Genomic DNA, 19309 nt, shown 5'->3' with positions numbered 1-19309 from the left:
TCTTCACTTATTAAATCATTATAGATTAAGATAAATTCAGTCTAATTTATTATAAAGCATTTATAAACTAAACTGCGCTTTTAAATTTGAAATAAAAGTAGCATCGTCTAATTCTTTTCTAGCATTGAGCAAGGCCACTGCATCTTCGCCAGCAGCATATCTTAGCTTGTCTGTTCCATCTGTTACTGCTTCATAAATAACTTTTGCAACTACTATCGGTTTCGATGTTTGGCTCAAAGCTTTTTCAAATCCAGACATTAGTTTGTGAACAATACCTTGATACTCTTGCAAACTCTCATTATTATTAAAATCAAATGAGCGACCACCAAAATCTGTATCTATTGCACCTGGCTCAACAACTTTTACTTTACACCCAAACTCAGCCAATTCGTGGCTAAGCGCCTCAGAAATTCCCTCAACTGCAAATTTTGTCCCGTGATAAAGCGTACCTAATGGAAAGGTAATTTTACCACCAACAGAAGAAATATTTACAATAACACCATTTTTATTAGCTCTAAAATGTGGTAATATCGCTCTGGTTACATCTAATAAGCCAATCACATTTGTATTAAATTGCCTCAATATATTTTCTCTTGGAAAAGATTCTAGTGGCCCATAAGCACCATAACCTGCATTGTTTACCAATGCATCTATTTGCCCAAATTTTTCTATACCTGCATTAATTGCTTGTTGCATAGAAGATAAATCGGTAACATCTAATCTGGTTACTAGCACATTTTTTAGCTTAGTTAATTCATCTTCTTTTTCCGGACTTCTCATCGTTGCAATTACATTCCAACCATTTTCATGGAAATGGTTGGCGGTTGATTTGCCAATCCCTGTGCTTGATCCGGTAATTAAAATTGTTTTATTACTCATGGTATATCTTTGTGTTTAGTTTGAGATACACAAAATTTCATTTGGGGAGGATAAAAAATTTAATCAAAACGCAGAAAGCTAAACACTTTTTGCAGAAAATGAAGAAAAGCAGCTTATTCTAGGAATTAATCAAAACATGACAAAATTCAATTTTTAATTCACCTTTGGTTATTATCTTTCCAATAATTAAAATCTACTACTGAATTGTAAATATGTATATGAAGGAAAAATCATTTACATCAAAAATCAGCTCTCTCACTTTATTTATTTTTTTATTAGGTTGTTCTGCCAATCCCAGTTCGATAGAAGAGGTTGTTACCATCTATCTCATTGGAGACTCGACAATGGCCGATTATTCCGACAATTATGATGTAGGCAAAGATTACTATAAAACCAGGTATCCCGTTACCGGTTGGGGACAAGTTTTTCAAGACTTTTTTGTAGATACTGACCTTTCGGTTTTTAATAACCTATTTAAAACAGATAGTATAAAAGTAGATGACAGAGCAAGAGGTGGCAGAAGTACACGAACATTTTTTCAAGAAGACAGGTGGCCTTCCGTTTATGATAGTTTACAAAAAGGCGACATAGTAATAATGCAGTTTGGACATAACGATGCTGCTGAGAATAAAACAGAACGCTATGTAAATATTTGAGGTTATATGTAAATCAAACTAGAGACAAAGAAGCAATTCCTATTATCCTTACCCCTGTTTGCCGCAATTACCCGTGGGAAGATGGACATATTCAAAATGCACATGGAGAATACCCTCAAGCTGCACTTGAGGTTGCTCAAGAACTAGGTGCATATTTTATAGACCTCAACCAATTATCTATGGATGCTTTTAGTAAAAAAGGGCAAGATTATGTAACAGAACATTACTTTATGAATTTACCGGCAGGTAAATACGAAGCCTATCCCGAAGGTCAATCTGATAATACACATTTTCAACCAGAAGGTGCAAAAGAAATAGCCCGTTTAGTATTTGAAGCTTTACAACAATTAAAACAACTTTAGTAACTCATTTATAAAAAACGAACAAGATTTTTAATAAAAAATTAGATTTGTATTTTTCCATTAAAGACTAGCCTTATTTCGAATAATACTAAAACCTCTCTGCACTTTACTTTTAAATCTTGTACATCTTAAAATTACAGTAAGTAGCTTTTTCAGCGAAATTTTATTCTAATAAAAAGCTCAATTGCTTACTTATAAATCAATACAAAACTATATTTTAATTAGTAATCAAATTTACATTTATTTTATAGGCAAGATATCTCAAACAAGCATAATTTATACTGCACTATGCAGTTTAATACATGTTTAATAAAGAGTTTGATAAGTTAAAGCTATGCCTTCAGAATTTTTTGATGAGAAAAGAAAATATAGAAACCCTTCTAAAAGATTGAAGCGGATATATATTCTTGCCTTAACTTTTATAGCACTAATTCTAATTTTTAGCCAGATAATTATCAGAACAAGCATTGGAAACCTATCTGAAGATGCTTCAATTGTGATGAACGTAGGACAGCAAAAAATGCTCACCCAACAAATTATCACTAAAATTGCGCTATACAATTATAAAAAGATTGATCAGAAAGAAGAATTAGAAGATCTCTTAAATCATTGGAAAAAAATACATCTTATATTACAAAATGGTGAGTTTTCTTTAAAGAGAATCGACTGGAACAACGCAATCGATACAGAAGAATTTTTTGAAGATTTAAATGTCCATTATGAAAATATTAAAAATGAAGCCGAAAAAACAATAAATGGACAATATCCTAAAGATTCTGTTCAGGTTGTAAAAAACATTAATAACCTTATCCAGCACAAAGAAGAATATCTTGAAGCAATGAATTTTTTAATTAAGCAATTTGAGGTAGACTCAAAGGATAAATTAAAGAATTTAGGAAATCTAGAGCTTGTCCTTTTTATCCTCTCACTTAGCATTCTGCTAATTGAAGCTTTGGTTATTTTCATTCCTTCTATTAAATCCATAGAAAGATTTTATACCAGTTTAGAGCAGGCTAAAAAAATTCTAACGGCTCAACATGGGGAAATTAAAAAACAAAAAGAAACTTTAGATGCCAAGCAAAAAAGCTTGATGATTATAGAAAAAGAGCTCACTCTGAATGTAAAAGAATTACAAACTGTAAACGAAACATTAGAAGCTAAAAATCAAGACTTAGACGAGTCTTATAAACTTCTAGATGAGCAGAAAAAAGAAATAGCACTCTTATCTCAAATTGCCGAAGAAGTTAATAATGGTATTATTGTAACAGGTGGTGATGGAAAAGTAGAATGGGTAAACAAAGGTTTTACTCAAATTTCAGGTTTTTCACCAAAAAATATTATTGGTAAAGAAACTGGAGATGTTTTATATAGCGAAGAAACTAGTAAAGAAACTATAGCACATATTAATAAATTTTTAAAAGAGAAAATCCCTTTTAATGTTGAAGTGCTCAGCTACCATAGATTAGGTTTACCTTACTGGAATAACTTACAGATTACGCCTCTATTAGACAGTAATAATAATGTTGAAAAATATATTTATGTTCAACAAGATATAACTGAACAAAAAAATATTGAGGAAAGAATAAGAAAGCAAAATCAAGATCTTATCAATTTTCAAGCTGAGCTTTCTGAATCGTATGCATTTCAAGAAGCTTTATTTAATAGTGCTTCTGTCATCATTATTGCAACTGATAACAATGGCATAGTTACTAACTTTAACAGAACAGCAGAAAGACTTTTAGGTTACGATTCGCATGAAATTATTCACACAGAAACTCCTACTCTGTTTTTCAACTGTAAGGCAAAAGTTGCAATAGACCCACATGAAGAAATTGATGAAAGTAATTACTGCTTCTCCGATCTAACTAAAAAGTTAAATGACGATCAAAACACCATCGATCAAGAACATTACTTTATGAGAAAAGATGGTAGCCATTTCCCTGTTTATCTTTCTATTACAAGAATTAAAAATGAAGAGCAAGATATACTTGGCTACATAGTTACTGCAAGTGATGTATCTGAGAAAAAGAAAGCAGAAAACCAGCTTAAAGAATCTTTTGAGACCATTCAAGAGAAAAATAAGAAAATAACTGCCAGTATAAATTATGCGCAAAGGATACAAAAAGCAATACTTCCAACAGAACAGCAACTGAAAAGCTTATTTGCAGATTACTTTGTTTTTTACAGTCCAAAAGATATTGTAAGTGGTGATTTTTATTGGGCAACCACTAAAGATGATAAAATTATAGTTGCCGCTGTAGATTGTACTGGACATGGTGTACCTGGTGCTTTTATGTCTTTAATTGGTAGTACTTTATTAAGTAAAATTGTTGGAGAATATAACATTACAGAACCACACGAAATATTAGAGCAACTACATATTGAAGTAAATCACACACTTCGTCAAAAAAGTGAAGGTGGTACAGATGGCATGGATATGTCACTTTGTACTATTTATCCTGATGATAAAAGAATTGAGTTTTCTGGTGCACGCAATCCAATTTTCGCCTTAGTTGATGGCAAATTTGAAGTTTATAAAGGAAACAAAAAATGCATTGGTGGTAATCTTAGAAATTTAGACCAATACTTTACTAAAGAGATAATTACCTACCAAAATGAAGCAACAATATATATGTTTTCTGATGGTTACCAAGACCAGTTTGGTGGCCCTGAAACACCAATGAAATTAGGGCAGAAAAATATGCGAGCTAGTATTCAGGAAAATGTACAACTGTCTATGGCAGATCAAAAAGCTATTTTAGCCCAAAATTTCTACGACTGGAAAAAAGATGAAAACCAGATGGATGATATCTTACTTTTCGGAATCAAATTAACTTAATGTAAAACAAGAAATATAAAAGCAAAAAACCGGCAGTAGCCGGTTTTTTTATACTTCATTAAACATAAACTTCTTTTATCTGACTCAAAATTGTTGGGTCTTGCACTTCATTATCTTTTGCCAACATTAATACCTTAGACATCAACTCAGCAGATTTAGGATCATCATCTACAAAAGGTAAAAATAACCTGCCCCTATGCTGTGAGTGTACTGGTAAAATAGAAAGATATCTTCCTGGTTTTTTATGTACAACTGCACTTCCCAAATGCACAGAGTAATCACCTAAAGTACCATTAATATGTACATGGGTTCCAGAAACTTCCACATTTTTCAACTTAAACATTCTGGCAGTTTCTTTAACCAACACACCACGCATTTCGACAGTTGAATGACTTGCTTCTGGATCAACATCACCCACATGAGCCACACTAACAACCAAATCTACATCGCGCATAATTTCGCTAAAAATATGACCTTCAATCTCTGTAAAAGGCATATTTTCCCATGTCTTTCGGTTTATAAACTCTATCGTTTCTAGTGTAGGACTTTCTACATCGGCAGGTGAAAACCAGTCTGCCATTGCATAAATCTTGGCTATAAAACCTTCTTTGTGAAATACTTTTTGAAGTCCTTCCTCATAGTTTACTGTCCAGCCTCTGGTTTTGAGTAATGCAAGTGTCTTTTTCGGTTGTACCTGATGCCCTTCGTATCTTTTTGAAACTGCAACTGCATTTAACTCATCTTGAGTTGGCAAATAGAGCTCTCTAAAAATTTGCTTAAATGGTTGTTTTAGTTGTTGGTCGAAAGCATATTTTTGGAAATCGCTCCAAACACCTGCTTTATATAGATCATAACAGTGAGCTATATAAACATCTTCTCCCATTGGTTTACTTTCACCAGTAGCATCAACCAATGAGCCTTCTTTCCAAAAGCCAATTACATCGCCACTTTGAAGAAGCAACTTTTCTAACATCGGTTTCAATACCGGATGCCCCATAAGTTTGGTAATTTCATCTGCTTTAAAAGCATCTCTATTTACCATGGCACTTTCAAGACTCTTAAAAGTTCTACTAAACTGATCTTTAAGTGTTTTTTGGTAATCTTTAAGTTCAATTACCGATTTTTCTTTTCTGAGTTTTGCTGGAATATTCTTTAATTCTTTTCCTTCTTTGGTAACATTAATCTCAGCTTTTCCCTGCTTATTAATCAATAATGAAATTTCAACATTGTCGAATTTTAATGTCTCTGCATCCTCCATTATTTTTTGCGCTACGGCCGTTTCCATTACCCAAGTAAGCCTGAGTGGATCAGAGTAACCTGCTGTTCGAGCCAAATTTTCCATCGCAATTTTTACTGCTTGTCCTTCACTGGCTTGTCGTTGAGAACCAAATTGCTTACTCTCTTTCTTAAACTGTTGCAGATACTTATATCTGCTCAATAAGTCATTATCCCTATTCTTTTTACTTAAAGGAACAAGCCCATAAACTCTCAAATAATCCTGATTACGCTTATCTTTTACACGTTTGGTTACTTCTCTAATTTTTGTGTTTCCCAGAATTACATCTGCATAAAGTTTAGCTCTTGTATGCCCGTTACCATCTGCAATATATTTTGCTGCATCGTAAACCATTTTCCATTTTGCTTTGCCAAGTACCGAATAGGCAGACAAAAACCAGTCGATATCTACAGCACCATCTGCAAAAGTTGTGATTTCAACTTTAGAGAAGCGAGCAATTTCCGTTTCTGTTTCAGAATCGTGTCTTTGGTTTGCATGAGCGTGTAACCACCAAACAGCACTAGCTAGCCCTTTCCAGTTCAAATATTCCGTTACAAAAGTTAGCCATTGTGGAGCATACATTGCAGCTTCAACTAGCCTTTTATCTTCTATCTTAGCTTCTTTAATTTTCTTTCGAAAATCTTCTTGAGTTTCATTTGGCAGTGGAGAACAAGCTTTCAAATACTTGCTTAGTATCTCTTGTTTGTTTAATAAATTACTGCCATAATAAGACACATAACCACGATTTAACTTATCTTTTCCAAGACCTTGCAAAATTTTAACTAAGTAATCTATACCTTCTATTTTACCAATACTCTGTGCAAGATTAGTGACCGAAGTTGGAGAATCGCCTCTCACCAATTCCACTTCTAACAATCGTGTTGTACATCTTTTTAATAAGTCTAGAACAAAAGGGAAATCCTTTAAATATTTTTTCTCTTCGTTTCTTCTGTAATTTCTACTTTCTGAAGTAAGGTTACCAATTGTATTAGCATACATAATTCTGTTTAGCAACTCATCTTGATAAATAAGTTCTAGTGAAAATGCTCTTGCATATGTATAAAGTGTCGCTTGATAACTTTCTACTGAAAACTGGTTTGGTAATGTATTAATTTGCCAACTCTCAACTGCCCAGTATCTTGCAAATTCCTCATCGTCCATCTTTGTTACAAAACCTGCATATCGCTGCATTAAAGACTTTATTACAATCAAATCTCTCCAGGTACAAAGGTTATTCGACCATCTATCTTTACAGGTTCTAACTTCGTTAATTTCATCTGATGGAATATTTGCCAATATTGTTTTAAGCAGGTTTTCTATATATACCTTTTCATCTTCAAAAGGAAAAACCAACATTAAGTTAGCAAGTATGCTATGTATGGGTGCATTGTATTTATTCTTACCTACAGGAATTTCTGGATTAATAATCAGTTGATCTAAGTATGCAAGTGTTTTAGGAAAATCGTAGGTTTTTTCTCTATCGTAATAAGAATAACTATTATTTAAATTCTTAAATAAATTAATTAAAAATAAATCCTGAGAAGTTAAATTAGATTCGTGCATCCAATTTTTCCAAACTTCTGGCAAAGGGTAATTATTGAACCTTTCTTCGGCACTCATTTCCTCTTTATCTCTCTTAATACTTGAGAAATAATTGCCCAGTAAAACCGTGTTTTGAGAATTATCCCAATAGGTTACTGTATATTCATAATCTTGATGTTGTTCTATAAGTTGAGCCAGTTTGCTTAACGCTTCGTGTATCTTTTCTATAGACATGCTAAAGCCATAATTAGCTTTAAAAAACTTCTCCGTGTATTTACCTTCTGTAGGCGATTCCGGTTTTTGCATCATTATTATTTTTGCCGGATCGTATAGGCCATAGCCATTCTTGGCTGTATATTTACTTAGTATAGATTCATCTGCTAACAGATTATCTACTAATATTTTTTCTTTAACTGTTGGCTCTCGCAGTTCTATAAAATCATTCGCTTTTTGTGATGTCCACTCACGAAGTTCTTCTTTTTTATGCAATTGATTCAGCATATCTAAACCCGAAAGCCTTTGTTCTTGGTTGCCGGCAATAATCAATTTTTCGACTGAATTTTTTATAACTGGCAATTCTTTCTTTAATATAAAATTGATGATACTTTTACGAGTATCTGCACTTTTACTTTTTAACATATCTTCGAATCCTGCCAGTTCTTCGCTTGTAAGTTCTGCATATTCCAAAGCATTAATCGCTGCTGCCTTTATACCGGCTGAACGATCTCTGAGTACACTCAAAGCAAAATCTCTTTCGAATTTACCCAACACAAAATCATCTGTAATTTTCTTCTTATTATAGCCATAACTATAAAATTGAGGCAAAATGAGTCTTGCTACTCGCTCTCTTTGGTAAGAATTCATATCCTTAAATAACCTAATCAACATTTCTAAATCTTCTGTAGATTCAGAATCTGCCATGTCGATTACCAAGCTATACGCATTCTCTTTAGTGAGCTTAAAAGATGTCCAGCTAAATAGTTTACCATTAAAGGTTTTACCTGTTTTAGGAATCTCTGGAGCCAATCTTTCGATTATTTCAAAAAGAACATTTTTAACATTGTTGTTCTTAATTATGGCTTTCGAATTACTTCTTGCATTTTGGGTAAGGGTAATCAACCAATAAAACATCAGTAAACCTTTATCATCATTTATGTAATGATTTACAATGTATATAGCTGTTGAAATGCTAATATGAGCGAGTCCCATTTCGCAAATAAAATAAAAAGCCAGACTGCGTTTTTCAATTGTTCCTTTGGTGATCAAATGATCTAAAACAGGCATACAGCCATTTATATCTCTTACACCTTGTGCCCAAAGTGCCATATAAATTTCGGCATTGTCTTTACTGTCTTTTACTTTGTCTAAATCTTCCGGGTGTGCTAGGTGATGGTTTGCAATTTCTAAAAAGCGTTTAACTGTGCTCTGCTTCTCACCTTCCCAAGCCAAACCAGCCCAAGTATCTACCGCTCTTACTACTGAAGAAAAACGAGCGAGGTTGTTATCTAAAATTACTTTTATAAAATGGATGAGTGCCCCTAGAGAAGTTTCATCTAACTGCTCAAGTATGCTTTGCCTTAGCCCTTCTTGCCTTTGTGCAGAAATTAATAAATCCTCTATGGCTTTCCATGCTTCTGAGTTATTACTCAGTAAAAATGCTTTTATAATTGGCCTGCTCACTTTGGCAGTTTCGTGTCGATTATAAACTATATCGACCATTAAAGAATACAATTTCTCTTGCTTCTCATCTACCAATGAAGCTAGTACGAAAGCAAAATCATTATTATAAGGGAAAATTTCATTTTGATAAATGATGTATTCTTCAAAAGTGAAATCGTAACACAAAGCGAGGTTTAACTGAATAATAAAGTTTAACTGCTTTGTAAAATAGGTTTTTCCATGATTAGAACTTCTGAAAGACCTTCGGTAGTAACCTTCTTGATATGGCAAAGTAGGAATATAATCCCATGCTTTTTTTACATAAGGGGCCATTTCTTCACCAAACATAGTAACCAAAACAGGATAGTTTTTTTCACTCCAAAAGTTTTCGATACTACCATATTCCATAAAAGCATTCAGCCTGTCAGACTCAAAATTTACTGCTTCGTGATAGTAGTAGTAATCGTTATTTTTAGACTTTCTGTAATCTGGATAAGCATTTAAAAACATTAAACCCAGTGCAGCAACATGCCATTGATCTGTACCTTTTAATGATTCATTTGAGTAAGTTTCATAGAATTTGTTATGGAGTGTTTCAGCTTTTTTCTCTACTTTCTTTGACTTAATAAATTCTTGTAATTCCATTTTAATATTTTTTACTGGTCGATAAGTTTAGAAACAGGTTAAATAAATGATTGAAAGAAGGAACATTACCAAATGCTTCCTGCCAGAAATGTTAATCGTATAAAGTACAGAATACTGCTTTCAGAAATTTGGACTTGCTCATCTAGTTTTTCTACTTGCTCTTCGTCTACAAATACACAATAGATACCATCTTCAAAAGCCAATAAAGCATTGTCTATCGCAGCTTTTACATCTGCTTTGGTATCGTTGTAGCTATCGTTAAAGCCAATTTTTCCAGATTCTTTTTGCGTATCTATCTCAGACTTTTGGAGGTATTTAATGAGATTTTTCTCAGACTTACGCGCATTAAAGGCTTCTACTTGCTGGATTACAACTGCTTCAATCAGTTTTTTAAGTGTAGGTTCTTGTCCTATATCTTCTATTTCGATAGTGTTTTTTCCGATCAGTGGGTGTTTTTTGCCCATCTGCTTTACAGAATAATTAATGTTCATTTGTTTTGTTTTTTTGGCTAAGTTGAAACTTTACATCGTAAACTATTTACTATGTGAAATTTTATGCTAAAACAAAGTCAAAAATTATTCTAAACAAATAAAAAATTTATCTCAAAATAGTGCTATTATAAAAAATCACGGAATACCGTGATATAGAATCACTGTGGAGCCGTTTTTCTATTTAAAAATTCTTGGTGGTACTCAAGCAACAATTTTTCTGTATAGAGCAAATCACTAATTATCAACTTAAATATCTGCTTATCTTTCTTATCAGACTTATCAATAATCGAATACATCATATCTAATAACTTGGCAGACTGAAGTTTTAAAGATTCTTTGCCTTCTTCAATATCTGTTAGGTTAGAAATAATCTTATAATCGACCAATTCTATATTCGGGTTAATAAAAGATTTCCAAGATGTGTTTTTAATATTTACTCCGCGGATTCCTTCCACTTTAGTTACTATATCATTAATACTTATTGTTTCATCTACCATGTAAAAACTAATCGTATCAAGTAAGACGATATGCTCAGCTATCTTTTCTTCTAATTCTTTTTCGTTTTCTTTTAACTCCGATTCGATAGATACTAGCACTTTATTGAGAAACCTGGCATTTGCTTTTTCGGCTCTCCAATCATTTATAATTAGCGCAATTAAAATCCCAAGTACAACTGGGATCATATCAATCAGAATTTTTGTAAAATGCTTTTTCATAATGGAAGATAAACATAAAAACTAGTGATATTAACTACCACTAGTTTAGTATTCTAAATACCTAAAATAATCAGATTGAGAGAAAAGTTACAAAAATTGAAATAGCAGATTTGATTTATCTATCAAACTTTAGATGATGCTTTTACTGAGTTGAAAATTTCAAAATGCCGACATTGCATACTTTGATCATCTATTAACCCGAAAGACTCCAATGCCTCTTCGTTTTTCATTACAGCTTTATTGGCTTGCATTGCATAATCTAAATTATCCCAAAAGACCAAGTCTATAAATTCGCCATCTTCGGCAACGGCAGTAAATCTTTGCAAATAGCCTTTAAATTCGTCTAAAACTGTATTTAGTTTGCGCATGGCAATTTGAGCAGCTTCTGTAGAAACACCTGTTTTTGTCTTAAAAATTACCATTTCCAGAGTTTTACCTTGTAATTCCATAATTAAAATTTAAATGAAAAAATGTTTAACAATGGCTAAGTAAATCGACTCTTTGTCAAAGGTATGTCACTCAAATTCAGGAAAATGAAAATATGTATAGTGTTACGGCTAAAGAATTTTGTTTATTGATCTTCTAATTTCATTATCTCTCTCAAGCGTTTTATATGAACTTTAATCTCATCTACACTTTTTTGCATCGAATTCGCTAAATGGTCAAAACCATCTGTCTTGTATTTATCTAACATCATTTGTTTAAGAATGGCTTTTTCTTCAAAGGTTCTTAGCGAAACCCAGAGTGTTTCTTCCAATGCCTCTTGCTGACTTTGATCTAGTGCTTCCGCAGTAAATGCATGACCAACATGGCAACGGTAGCGGGTATTTTTATCATCTTTCATTTTCCACAATGGACCTCCACAAGAAGGACAACTTAATGCTACTTGTTCACCCAATAGGTTTTGTGTATCTATTTGGCTAGCAATTTTTCTAGCTATTGAATTCTCTAATAATAAGCGCTCTGGAATTTTTACTTGTATAGGAAGTGGTTCTTCTACAATTTCCCCAATTACATCAGGTATTCTTTCAATATCTGCTACATAATGTGGATCTACATTCTTTTTAGCGATTAATGGCATTTCTTGATACTCAGCTTTTTCAGGATTTTGTACAACTGTAATACCTCCACACTCTTTAATTGCTTGTAAACCAGATGTGCCATCGCTTAGTCTGCCAGTTAGAAGTATACCAACTATTTCGTTTCCTAATGAAGTAGCCGCTGAGCGAAATAACACATCGATAGAGGGGCGAAACAAGTTTTCTCTTGGACCTTTACCTAGTGCCAAAGTTCTGTCATCATTTATAAATAAATGATGATCTGGCACTGAGAAATAAGCAATCCCAGATTTTATTTCTTCTCCATGTTCGGCACTTTTACACAGAATTTTAGACTTTAATCCACTTATTTCTGCATAAGTACCTACGCTATTGGCAGCAGAATGTAGAACAATTACAAAAGCAGCTTTAATATCTGAAGAAATATACTTTAGAATAAATTCTATAACTTGGTGAGCTCCAGCTGATCCACCTATCACAAAAATTCTATTTAACATTTTATCTGTTTTTAGACTAATTAATTTTTAATTATCTCAAGCTCTAACTGGTATGAAAAAATGCTAGTAAAAGCTATAGATCTATTTTAAAGCAATTGCGAAAGTCATTAAGTAGAATTGAGCAGTATTAAAGCATATCGCTCATAACAAATTGCCTAATATTCTCCAACATCTCATTGGTAAGGGGCTTACTATAAAAACTTGTAATATTATTATTGTAATAAGCTCTATTCTGCTCTTCAATGTTACTCGAAGCAGATAGCATAAAAATTTTAATTTTACTTTTAATTTGTTCATTTAACTTACCGTAAGCTTCCAAAAACATCCAACCATCCATTTTAGGCATGTTAATATCAAGAAAAATAATTTCTGGTAATACATAGTCAAACATACTATTGTTCTCTTCTGCTGCCCTAAGGTAATCTAATGCTTCTTTAGCATTGGTATAAACAAAGAGTTCTTCTGTAAAACAGAACTTTTCTATCTTTCTCTTGTGTAAAAAAATATCATCTAAATCATCATCGCTTAGAAATACTAAATCAAATTTACTTTTCATGAAACTATCGAGTTTAAAAAATAGACTTATTATGAATTAGTCAATTTGTTAGCCAGAGTATGATTCAGTAGAGAGGTAGAATTGTACTAATTGAATAATTTCAAAATAATACATTCTTTATTATTGTATTATTATAATTTTTAAATGGGAATGATTAACCTCAATTGGTTTGTAAGATAGTTTAGATGTGAAGAAAAATATCCATAACAATGTACATATATTGGGTATAAAATACCACATTTAGAGTGTATATATTTTTTGTACTTTGTTATGTATAAGGATTTTAAGAAAGATTTCTATATTTCAAAGAACATTACTAAACCATCAAGACACTTTATTTATTATTATAAAAATTTGTTAGTAGAAAGACTGTAGTTCATGGGATTATATCTGTAGTTGACCAGATTTATTTTTCATTGAAGCTCTGTTCTAATTTATTTGGTAGAATAATATTGAAGTTACGATTATACATAAACCATTTTTTAATGTTTAGAAATAGTTTTACATTGAGTGTAAGATTAGCTTCGCTCACTTTTTTTAGCATTGCTATCTCGATTTTAGCAAGTTCTTTCAATATTCCAATTGAGCAAAAATCTGCTCTAAATGCCGATATTAAATCTGATTGGCCTAAACCTTCTTACTATGTAAAAGACATACCAGTCTATAACAAGTTTGCAGATATAGAAGCCGCCTTTCAGCAGAATAATGATACAACCTACATCATTAACTTTTGGGCAACTTGGTGCGCACCGTGCATAGCAGAGCTCCCTTATTTTGAAGAACTAACTGAAAAGTATAAAGACTCTAAAGTAAAAGTGATTTTATGTAGTCTAGATTTTCCTAAGCAAATTGAAACTAAACTGGTATCTTTTGTTGAAAAGAAAGGACTGAAGTCTGAGGTAGTTGTATTGCTCGATGGCAAATACAACGATTGGATAGATAAAGTATCGCCAGATTGGTCGGGAGCTATACCTGCAACATATGTCTATAACAGAGAAAACAACAGCTTTTTTGGAGAACCTTTCGAGAATCTCCAAGAATTAGAAGAAGCTATAAAACCTTTATTATAATTAATAACATAAACCCGGAAATCATGAAATACATTTTTTTAATTGGTTTGTCTCTATTTTTGGTTTCATTCACTTTCCAATTTAACTTAAATAGCGACCCGACTGAGGGAGTTAAAGTTGGTGAAAAAGCACCCGAATTCAATCTTAAAAACATCGATGGCAAAACCTATTCATTTGAAAATATTAAAGATGCAAATGGCAAAGCTCCTAAAGGCTACATTGTAGTTTTCACTTGTAACACTTGCCCTTATGCGCAAGCAAATGAGCAGAGAATTATCGCACTCCACGAAGAGTATGCACCAAAAGGTTATCCAGTAGTAGCTATCCAACCAAACGATCCTGCACAAAAACCGGGAGACAGCTTTGAAGCCATGCAGAAAAATGCCAAAGAAAAAGGCTTTCCTTATTTGTACTTAATTGATGAAAAGCAAGAAGTTTATCCAAAATACGGAGCTACCAAAACACCAGAAGTATTTCTAGTAGATAAAGACTTAACTGTTCGCTACCACGGTGCAATTGACGATAGCGCCAGAGATGAGTCTGGTGTAGAAGAAAAATATGTAGAAAATGCAATTGCAGCTTTAGAAAGTGGTGATGAGGTAAGTCCAATTACTACCAAAGCAATCGGCTGCGGAATAAAAGGTAGCAAAGCAAACTAAAAAATTGAATGTGTATAGTTTCGGCATCTGTCTGGTACCTCCATTTACTGGCAGATGCTTTTTTAATTACTACCATTTAAGCTTTTTCAATAAATTTCTTGATAAAACCTTCTTTATAAGTTCTGCCAATAGGTATAATATTACCACCACTTAGAAAAATTCTATTGCCACCTACTTTTTCAATCTTAGACACATTTACAATATAAGATTTGTGTATTCTAATAAACTGGTTTGGGTTTAAATGATCTAACCAGTATTGCAAAGTCTCCGACGAAAGATACTTTTTATTGGCTGTTACAAGCTCTGTGTAATCTGCATCCGATTGTATGTAGTTAATATCGTTTACAGTAATTTTTATATGTTCGTAACCAGATTTAATAAAAATTTCTTTTGGAGTAGCAAGCTGACTCTCTAAAGTATTTGCCTGATTTTTTAGTGGTACTTTCGAAATGGCTCTCACAAACCTTTCAAATGAAAAGGGCTTTAAAAGGTAATCTACTACATTAAACTCATAACTCTCCAAAGCATAATCTGGAAAAGCAGTAGTAAGAATTATGGCAGGTAAATTGGGAATACTTTTAAGAAAATCCATACCTGAAATTTTAGGAAGATGGATATCCAAAAATATCAAATCCACTTCGTTTCTTCTCAGATATTCAATTGCTTGAAGCGCATCTGAAAAAACTGCCTGCACTTGCAAACTACCTGTGTCTTCAGCATATCTTTTAAGAATACGCTGTGCTGGTGGTTGATCTTCGATGATAATGCATTTCATTTTCATTTATTTTGGTTAAGTATAATTTCAGCTCAACACCATACAAATTATCAGACTCATTTATCGATAATTCGTGCTTATCGGCATAAAGTAAATCTAATCTCTTTTTTACATTTTCTAAGCCAATTCCATGAGACAAATTCTCTGTATTGCTCACTTCATGAAAATTATTCTTGCATTTAAAAATCAAGATCCCATCGTCGGTTAAATCGATACGAATATCAATATAAATATTTTCCGACTGGCTTGCCTGACTGTGCTTAAATGCATTTTCTATAAACACGATTAAAATTAATGGAGCTATCTGATAATTGGTTTTTATATGATGGATATTAAAATTTACCTCTCCCCTTTCTTCTATTTGCAATTGGTAGAGTTTGGTAAAATTTTCCATCTGCTCTAATTCTTTGGCTAGCGGCACATAGCGCTCTCGGCATTCATACAACATATAGCGCAAAACAGAACTCAACTCTAATATAATGGTTGGTGTTTTCGGAGAATTTTCAATTGCATATGAATACAAATTATTGAGGTTGTTAAACAGAAAATGAGGATTAATCTGCGATTTTAACAACTGCAATTTACTTTCTGCTACTGCCTCTTTAAGATGGTCTACTTCATTCTGTTTGAGCAATGCATCCCAAGCAAACTTAAATCCTGAAAGAATTGTGATAATCGGAAGCACATCTAACAAAGAATAAAACACACCCGGAAAGCTTCGACCTTTTGTGTCTGGAAAAAAGATTTGTTCCAAGACCAATTCTTCTACAATTATTACAAAAACTACTGTGAGCAGAACATCTGTAAAAAAGCGGAAGTGTTTTTTGTTATAGAAGAACTTAGGCAACAAGTAATAGCTAATAAACATGGTACTCGTTGCATAATTTACAAAATACACAACCTGATATAGTTTAATACCCGGATTCTTTTTATCAAAAGAATAAAAGATAAAAACCAATACATGCAACACTACCTGAAAGTAGAATTCCTTTGATTTAAAAAAAGTTTTTTTCATTTTATCCATCACCTCAAAGTTAGTTCTTTCAAAAATTCAGGTCTGTAGTATTCTGGTCAACTGCAAAAATTTTATGCTAAACATCAACTTCATTTTTTCCCGAATAAATAATGTGTAGTTCAGAGGATAATTTATGCAGTTCAGCAGATTCAAATTTAGTATTTGATTAAAATTCCTTTAATTATAATAACAATATACATCATAACCATGAGAACGACATTTACCCAGTACATTCTATTACTTTTTCTGATCATTATATCGACTACTACTTTTGCACAAAAAACACAAGTTAAAGGAACTGTAGTTGATGGCAATAGCACTAATCCCATAGAATTTGCTACTGTTGTTTTAAAAGATAACAGTACTCAAAAAAACATTACCGGGCAAACTACTGCTGCCGATGGCAACTTTGAAATAAATACAGATGCCAATAATTTCTATGTTGAAATTAGCTTTATCGGTTTCGAAACCAAATCTTTTAAAAACCTAACAGCCTCTAATGGTAAAATAGATCTAGGAACCATTAAGATGGGCGAAAACGAAGAACTGCTCGAAGAGCTTGTAATACAAGGTGAAAGATCTACTACTGAATTTGAGCTCGATAAAAAGGTGTTTAATGTAGGCAAAGACTTAAGCAGTGCTGGCGGTAGTGCTTTCGATGTGCTTAACAATGTGCCTTCTGTTAATGTAAATATCGAAGGCCAAATTTCTTTACGTGGTAGTACAGGTGTACAGATTTTAATTAATGGTAAACCTTCTGTTCTTACCAGCGAGCAGGGCAATGCGCTAGGAACCATTACCGCCGATATGATTGAGAAGATTGAGGTAATAACTAACCCATCTGCCAAATACGATGCTGAGGGAACATCTGGCATTATCAATATTGTAATTAAAAAGGAAGAACGAAAAGGTACCAATGGTTCTTTTAGTATAAATACTGGTGCGCCACATAACCATAGCTTTGGTTTGAGTCTGAACCAAAGAACCGAAAAACTTAATTTGTTTACACAACTAGGTGCTGGTTACAGAGAATTACCCAACGAAACTGAAAACATCAACCGAGATTTAATAAATAATACTACTGTTTTAAGTAATGGGAAAGAATACAGAAATGAGCAATTTTACAATTTTACTTTAGGTACCGATTATTATTTTAATCAAAGAAATGTGTTGACTATTTCTGGTAATTTTGCTTACGAGATAGAAGACCAACCTTCAAAAACTTATTTCAGTTCGCTAGACGAAAACAACCAAGTAGTTTCCGAATGGTATAGAGAAGAAACCACTTCTGCCACCAATCCTAAATGGCAATATGAAGCCCAGTACAAAAGAGATTTTAAAGACAATGAAGATCACGTTTTGCTTTTTAGTGCAATGGGTAGCCATTTTGGTAAAGATCAATCTTCTGAATTTAACAATACAACCACCTTTGGAGAAACTGTAGATGGCAACCAACAAACTGCGACCAATTTCCAAGAAACGGAGAACACTTTTAAACTGGATTACACCAAGCCATTTTCTGAAAAATTTACACTAGAAACAGGTGGGCAATATGTGCTTAATGATGTGAGCAACGACTATTCTGTAAGCAATTTGGAGGATGGTGAATGGGTTGAAGATGAAAATCTTACTAATATTTTTGAGTACGATCAAGATGTACTGGCACTTTATGGTACTGGTGCTTACGAAGGTGACAAATGGGGATTAAAACTTGGTTTGCGAGTAGAATTTACTGACTTGAATACACTACTAAAAAATACTGGTGAAAGCAATAACCAGAATTACGAAAACCTGTTCCCAAGTGCTCATACTTCTTATAAATTGACAGAGAATTTTTCTATGCAAGCAGGTTATTCGAGAAGAATATTAAGACCAAGACTTTGGGATTTAAATCCTTTCTTTAATATTAGAAATAACTTTAGTATTAGAACTGGTAACCCGAACTTGCAACCTGAGTTTACAGATTCTTACGAGATTGCTGCCATGCATACACTCGAAGAAATTTCTTGGAATTTTGGTATTTACCACCGTTACACCACCAATGTAGTAGAAAATATCTCTACCTCAGAAAACAATGTAAATATCTCGAAACCTTATAATATAGGTACTAATAAAGCTACTGGTGTAGAGGTTAATGGTAAGTACATTCCTGCTAAATGGATTTCTGTTACAGGCGAAGTGAATTACAATTATTTTAACAGAGAAGGAACACTCGAAACCACCACTTTCGATTTTAACGGTGACCAATGGAGCTCCAAATTAACCACTAAAATTAAATTCCCGCTAGATATAGATTTCGAAATAACTGGTCAATATCAATCGAAATACAAGACAGTACAAAGTATAATTTCTGGCAATGTGTTTACAGATATGGGTATAAGGAAGAAACTGTTTAAAGGCCGAGGAGTACTAAACTTTAGCGTAAGAGATATTTTTGCTTCGAGATTTAGAGAAAGCGAAACCTCACAAACTAGCTTTTACACTTATAGCTACCGCCGAAGAGGAAGGTTTATCACAATGGGATTCAGTTATGGATTCGGCAAAGGGGAAGCTATGGAATTCTCTGGGCAGCGAAGAAGATATTAATTGATGAAAGTATGGGAGTAAAATCCCA

General features: G+C 33.0%; 15 protein-coding genes. 6 read left to right on the top strand and 9 right to left on the bottom strand.

Features of this window, described 5'->3' with window-relative positions:
• Positions 1–60: 60 nt before the first annotated feature.
• Positions 61–879 carry an SDR family oxidoreductase gene (locus OQ292_RS26705; RefSeq protein WP_284687362.1) on the bottom strand — a complete coding sequence of 273 codons (819 nt, stop codon included), beginning with the start codon at positions 877–879 and terminating at the stop codon, positions 61–63.
• A 218-nt stretch (positions 880–1097) separates the two neighbouring features.
• On the opposite strand from OQ292_RS26705, the gene OQ292_RS41045 reads away from it, so the two are divergent.
• From OQ292_RS41045 to OQ292_RS26695, 3 genes are all read left to right on the top strand, one after another.
• Positions 1098–1535 carry an SGNH/GDSL hydrolase family protein gene (locus OQ292_RS41045; RefSeq protein WP_348970673.1) on the top strand — a complete coding sequence of 146 codons (438 nt, stop codon included), beginning with the start codon at positions 1098–1100 and terminating at the stop codon, positions 1533–1535.
• Positions 1532–1897, top strand: a complete 366-nt coding sequence (locus tag OQ292_RS41040) for an SGNH/GDSL hydrolase family protein (RefSeq protein ID WP_348970672.1) — start codon at positions 1532–1534, stop codon at positions 1895–1897. Before OQ292_RS41045 ends, OQ292_RS41040 begins: the two co-directional genes overlap by 4 nt.
• 334 nt (positions 1898–2231) lie before the next feature.
• Complete coding sequence (locus OQ292_RS26695) at positions 2232–4736, top strand: PAS domain S-box protein (protein ID WP_284687361.1); 2505 nt, start codon at positions 2232–2234, stop codon at positions 4734–4736.
• A 58-nt stretch (positions 4737–4794) separates the two neighbouring features.
• Here OQ292_RS26695 and OQ292_RS26690 read toward each other — a convergent pair whose 3' ends face one another.
• The 6 genes from OQ292_RS26690 to OQ292_RS26665 all read right to left on the bottom strand — a co-directional run bounded on the left by OQ292_RS26690 (position 4795) and on the right by OQ292_RS26665 (position 13176).
• Positions 4795–9858 (bottom strand): DUF4132 domain-containing protein, encoded by a 5064-nt coding sequence (locus tag OQ292_RS26690; protein WP_284687360.1) that lies wholly within the window; start codon positions 9856–9858, stop codon positions 4795–4797.
• Positions 9859–9923: 65 nt separating this feature from the next.
• Positions 9924–10349 carry a hypothetical protein gene (locus OQ292_RS26685; RefSeq protein WP_284687359.1) on the bottom strand — a complete coding sequence of 142 codons (426 nt, stop codon included), beginning with the start codon at positions 10347–10349 and terminating at the stop codon, positions 9924–9926.
• Positions 10350–10507: 158 nt separating this feature from the next.
• The gene (locus tag OQ292_RS26680; protein ID WP_284687358.1) at positions 10508–11065 is read right to left on the bottom strand and encodes a hypothetical protein; all 558 of its coding nucleotides are present in this window, start codon (positions 11063–11065) and stop codon (positions 10508–10510) included.
• 122 nt (positions 11066–11187) lie between these two features.
• On the bottom strand, positions 11188–11514 hold the full coding sequence (locus OQ292_RS26675) for a hypothetical protein (protein WP_284687357.1): 327 nt from the start codon (positions 11512–11514) through the stop codon (positions 11188–11190).
• Positions 11515–11636: 122 nt separating this feature from the next.
• Complete coding sequence (locus OQ292_RS26670) at positions 11637–12620, bottom strand: chemotaxis protein CheB (protein WP_284687356.1); 984 nt, start codon at positions 12618–12620, stop codon at positions 11637–11639.
• 127 nt (positions 12621–12747) lie between these two features.
• On the bottom strand, positions 12748–13176 hold the full coding sequence (locus OQ292_RS26665; RefSeq protein WP_284687355.1) for a response regulator: 429 nt from the start codon (positions 13174–13176) through the stop codon (positions 12748–12750).
• A gap of 485 nt (positions 13177–13661) precedes the next feature.
• On the opposite strand from OQ292_RS26665, the gene OQ292_RS26660 reads away from it, so the two are divergent.
• Positions 13662–14246, top strand: coding sequence for a TlpA family protein disulfide reductase (locus tag OQ292_RS26660; protein ID WP_284687354.1), 585 nt, complete (start codon positions 13662–13664; stop codon positions 14244–14246).
• 23 nt (positions 14247–14269) lie between these two features.
• Positions 14270–14905, top strand: coding sequence for a thioredoxin family protein (locus tag OQ292_RS26655; RefSeq protein WP_284687353.1), 636 nt, complete (start codon positions 14270–14272; stop codon positions 14903–14905).
• A gap of 76 nt (positions 14906–14981) precedes the next feature.
• Here the strand turns inward: OQ292_RS26655 and OQ292_RS26650 are convergent, their stop codons facing one another.
• Together OQ292_RS26650 and OQ292_RS26645 are read right to left on the bottom strand one after the other, a co-directional pair.
• Positions 14982–15686: a LytR/AlgR family response regulator transcription factor gene (locus OQ292_RS26650; RefSeq protein ID WP_348970670.1), complete on the bottom strand. Its 705-nt coding sequence runs from the start codon at positions 15684–15686 to the stop codon at positions 14982–14984.
• Positions 15631–16695 (bottom strand): sensor histidine kinase, encoded by a 1065-nt coding sequence (locus OQ292_RS26645; RefSeq protein ID WP_284687352.1) that lies wholly within the window; start codon positions 16693–16695, stop codon positions 15631–15633. The genes OQ292_RS26650 and OQ292_RS26645 overlap by 56 nt, the downstream gene beginning before the upstream one ends.
• A gap of 207 nt (positions 16696–16902) precedes the next feature.
• Between OQ292_RS26645 and OQ292_RS26640 the strand changes: the two genes are divergently transcribed.
• Positions 16903–19281: a TonB-dependent receptor gene (locus OQ292_RS26640; RefSeq protein ID WP_284687351.1), complete on the top strand. Its 2379-nt coding sequence runs from the start codon at positions 16903–16905 to the stop codon at positions 19279–19281.
• Positions 19282–19309: the final 28 nt, after the last annotated feature.

This window comes from Chondrinema litorale, from assembly GCF_026250525.1.
GTDB classification, from domain to species: domain Bacteria; phylum Bacteroidota; class Bacteroidia; order Cytophagales; family Flammeovirgaceae; genus Chondrinema; species Chondrinema litorale.
This window is presented reverse-complemented; position numbering and strand designations above follow the sequence as displayed.